This is a genomic window from Dolichospermum sp. UHCC 0352 (genome assembly GCF_009711925.1).
GTDB lineage: Bacteria > Cyanobacteriota > Cyanobacteriia > Cyanobacteriales > Nostocaceae > Dolichospermum > Dolichospermum lemmermannii.
In genome coordinates this window covers 1-3,422 of record NZ_VIKY01000108.1, presented here as the reverse complement: position 1 = coordinate 3,422, position 3,422 = coordinate 1, and the positions used below count along the sequence as shown (strand labels likewise).

Here is a 3,422-nt window from a genome sequence, read left to right as displayed (position 1 = left end):
GAAATAATATTCCCCCTCGACTCTACCAAAATGCAGCTAGAAATATCCTGAGTCGAGGATTGAGTACGGTAGGGCATACCGGAACTTTCATGCTAGACATGAGCAACGCTTTGGGAGATAAGACCTCTACTCGTGCTGGAGAAATCCTGGATGAGCAAGTCATATCTTTGAACAAAGAATCCCCGTGTCTTTAGACCGGGGAGTGTCAATTCTCTGAGAAAGTAGGAATAGCAAATAAGAGGAAATGGTAATTTATTCCCAAGTGGCTGCATTCCGTAACACAGTAGGAATTTCACCTTGTGATAAGGGAAACTCTAACATTGTTTCTTTATAACCTAAATACCCAGATTCAGTAAATGATAAAAGCATTCGTTCTAGTGCTAACCAAACTTCTGATTCGTATTCCCAATCATGATAACGTCTAGCACGTCCAGCAATGGAACGTAAAGCCCAAAAGTAGGAATTTCTAACTACAGAACCGCCTTTTTTAAATTCTGGTACGTCTTCATGGTGAATAAATAAAATGTTATTTTCAATTCTGGATCTCATAATTATGTGCTGATAACTGAAAGGGGCTGTATACCCTCATAATTTTTTACGGTGTTGGCATCTGCAAATTCTTTAATGTCCTCTGTAAAAACTTAGCCCATTCTGCTGCGAGGGGAACTTCTGTAAATGGAACACAAATTGATTTAGGAGTAGTTAATAAAAACTCTAATTCAATTTTTCGACCTTTGGGGGGGGGATTTTCTATATCTACGGCATTACCATTTACTAAAAAACGAATTTCTTGAACATCCAACAAAGAAAAAGTTTCTAATTCAATTGGTCCTTTAGTTGTGGGTTTTCCCCAAGTGATATCATCACCTTTTTGAGCTAACACTGCATAAATATCATATTTAGCCCGTTCAAATTGTTCTGCCCAAATTTGATAAGCTTGAAGTTTCTTAAATTCCTGTGAACCTTGCCACGCTAACCAGAAAAATGCTACTAACAGAGGCAACCATAAAAGACCACGTTCCATAATAATTCGTAATGCCTCTTTGAGAGGAGCGTCGTTAATTTAATTAGAAAACTAGGTAAGAAGATAGAATTTTCTCTAAAATCTCCCAAATACCATTTTACAATATCCAATATAAATATAGGTCATAAGCAAAGATACAAAATTTAATGTATTATCTAATATTAGTAGATTGAGTAATTTATCATCAGATTTCCCTTAACTCACGCCATCATACCCCGGAATTGATTGAATGTACCTACTAAGTAGGTGAACACAATAAAACCAAACTGTGTAAAGAGATGTAAAATCGCTGAAAACTTCTTTACTCTTGCCTCTGGTTACTGAGCGAAGTCGAAGTATTGCCTCAAGCCTAGTGCTATGACGACAATTTTCAACGCCAACCTACTTATATGAGCTATGGTAGTAAGAAAATTCCCTCTCCGTGCTGTCTTTCTTTGAAGACGGGGATATAAGAGAAAAAAATGAAAAAACTGCTATTGTTGTGCTTGTTTCTCATTGGACTGACTGCTGCTGTGTTTGGGTTTCTGAATTTTCAGGGACTGGCAGCTAAAGGTGAGTTTGAGACAATTTTGCTAGATTTTCGGGAAGATGTGGCAGAAAATGTGATTGAGAAGGATCTACAAGCGATCGCTCAAGAATATCATGTTACCCCCCAATTGGATAATAAATATTCAGCAGCGGATCATGTGTATATTATCAAAGGCGATCGCCAAAGACTCAACGATTTAAGAAAATCTTCCTTTGCCAAAGTTACAGAATTTATCGAGCCAAATTACATTTACAAAATCGTCCCCCAAGGACAAGCCACTTGGTTAGGAGAACTGTTAGCACCGCAGCAAAATGAAGAACCAAGTTCGTCTTTAATTGGTCCAAATGACCAGTATTATAGCAAACAATGGAACTTACACAAAATCGGCGTAGAAGCGGCATGGACTCGGAGTAAAGGTAGTGGTATCACTGTTGCCGTAATTGATACTGGCATTACCAAAGTCCGCGATTTATATGAAACCAAATTTGTCAAAGGCTATGATTTCGTCAACGACACAGAGGCAGCCAAAGACGACAACGGACACGGAACTCATGTCGCTGGTACAGTTGCCCAAGCCACCAATAACGCCTATGGTGTCGCTGGAGTTGCCTATGAAGCCAGCCTCATGCCCTTAAAGGTATTAAATGCTGACGGTGCAGGAACAGTAGCCGACATTGCCGAAGCCATCAAATTTGCGGCTGATAACGGCGCAGACATCATTAACATGAGCTTAGGTGGTGGTGGAGAAAGCCAACTCATGGAAGATGCGGTTAAATATGCCCATAACAAAGGTGTAACTATCATTGCTGCCGCAGGTAATGAAAACACCAACGGCGTAAGCTACCCTGCCCGTTATGATCATGTTATTGGCGTTTCCGCTTTTAGACCTGACGGTGAAAGAGCATCCTATTCTAACTATGGTGCGGGTGTGGATATTTCTGCCCCTGGAGGGAGTGAAACTGGGACAATTCTCCAAGAAACTATTAATGAACAAGGTGAAGGCGTATTTCTCGGACTTCAAGGCACAAGTATGGCTTCTCCCCACGTTGCGGGTGTAGCGGCATTAATCAAAGCCTTGGGAATCAAAGAACCCGATGAAATTTTGCAAGTTCTCCAACAGTCAGCCAGAGTCATTCAAGACGACGGTTTGAACTATTATGGGGCTGGACAACTCAACGCCGAAGCCGCAGTTAAATTAGCCAGCGACGGTATAATTAGTGTTCCTGACTTTTTCCGGTGGTTGCGAGAACAGGGTTATCTTAATCCCGGCTTTTGGATAGATGGCGGAGCGATCGCTTTAGTGCCTAAAATATTCATGGTAATAGGTTCTTATCTTCTAGCTTGGTTCTTACGGGTTTACTTCCCCTTCACTTGGAGTTGGTCTTTATTCAGCGGCTTAACTTTCGGCAGTTCTGGCTTATTCTTCCTCAAAGGATTTTATATCTTTGATCTTCCTCAATGGCCTTTCCGGGTTTTAGGTAGTTCCATTCCCGAACTAGGTAACACTTTACAGGGAACAGACGCATTAAATCCTCTTTTTGCCAGTGTTTTAATTCCTTTTGTTTTAATAGCCTTATTTTTAGGACATCCTAGTTGGAAATGGTTTGCTATTGGTGCAACTTTAGGAATAACAGCTTTTCTGACCGTTAGTGCTGTTTATGATCCTGCCGTTTGGGGTTTAGGAAATAGTAACCTAGCTCGAATTTTCCTTCTTGTTAATGCTGTACTTTGTTATGGACTAGCCCGGTTAGCATTGAAAAAAGACGGACAAACTGCTTAATTAGGTAATTGGTAATTGGTAATTGGTAATGGGTAAGATTTTTTCCTATTATCCATTGCTAACAACTGACAACTGACAACTGTACGGGC

At 40.4% G+C, this 3,422-nt stretch carries 3 protein-coding genes and 1 pseudogene; 2 read left to right on the top strand and 2 right to left on the bottom strand.

Translation table 11 applies throughout. The annotated features are described in order from the left end of the window. Positions 1 to 194 (top strand): annotated as a pseudogene (locus FJR06_RS23945) (hypothetical protein); the annotation flags it as partial. 58 nt (positions 195 to 252) lie between these two features. Here FJR06_RS23945 and FJR06_RS07140 read toward each other — a convergent pair. Further along, positions 253 to 549, bottom strand: coding sequence for a hypothetical protein (locus tag FJR06_RS07140; RefSeq protein WP_015080946.1), 297 nt, complete (start codon positions 547 to 549; stop codon positions 253 to 255). Between the two features lie 46 nt (positions 550 to 595). Then, complete coding sequence (locus FJR06_RS07135) at positions 596 to 1,024, bottom strand: hypothetical protein (protein WP_168634553.1); 429 nt, start codon at positions 1,022 to 1,024, stop codon at positions 596 to 598. A gap of 461 nt (positions 1,025 to 1,485) precedes the next feature. Here FJR06_RS07135 and FJR06_RS07130 point away from each other — a divergent pair, with 461 nt between their 5' ends. After that, a complete protein-coding gene (locus tag FJR06_RS07130; RefSeq protein ID WP_015080948.1) occupies positions 1,486 to 3,333 on the top strand; it encodes a S8 family peptidase in 1,848 nt (615 codons plus the stop codon). Positions 3,334 to 3,422: the final 89 nt, after the last annotated feature.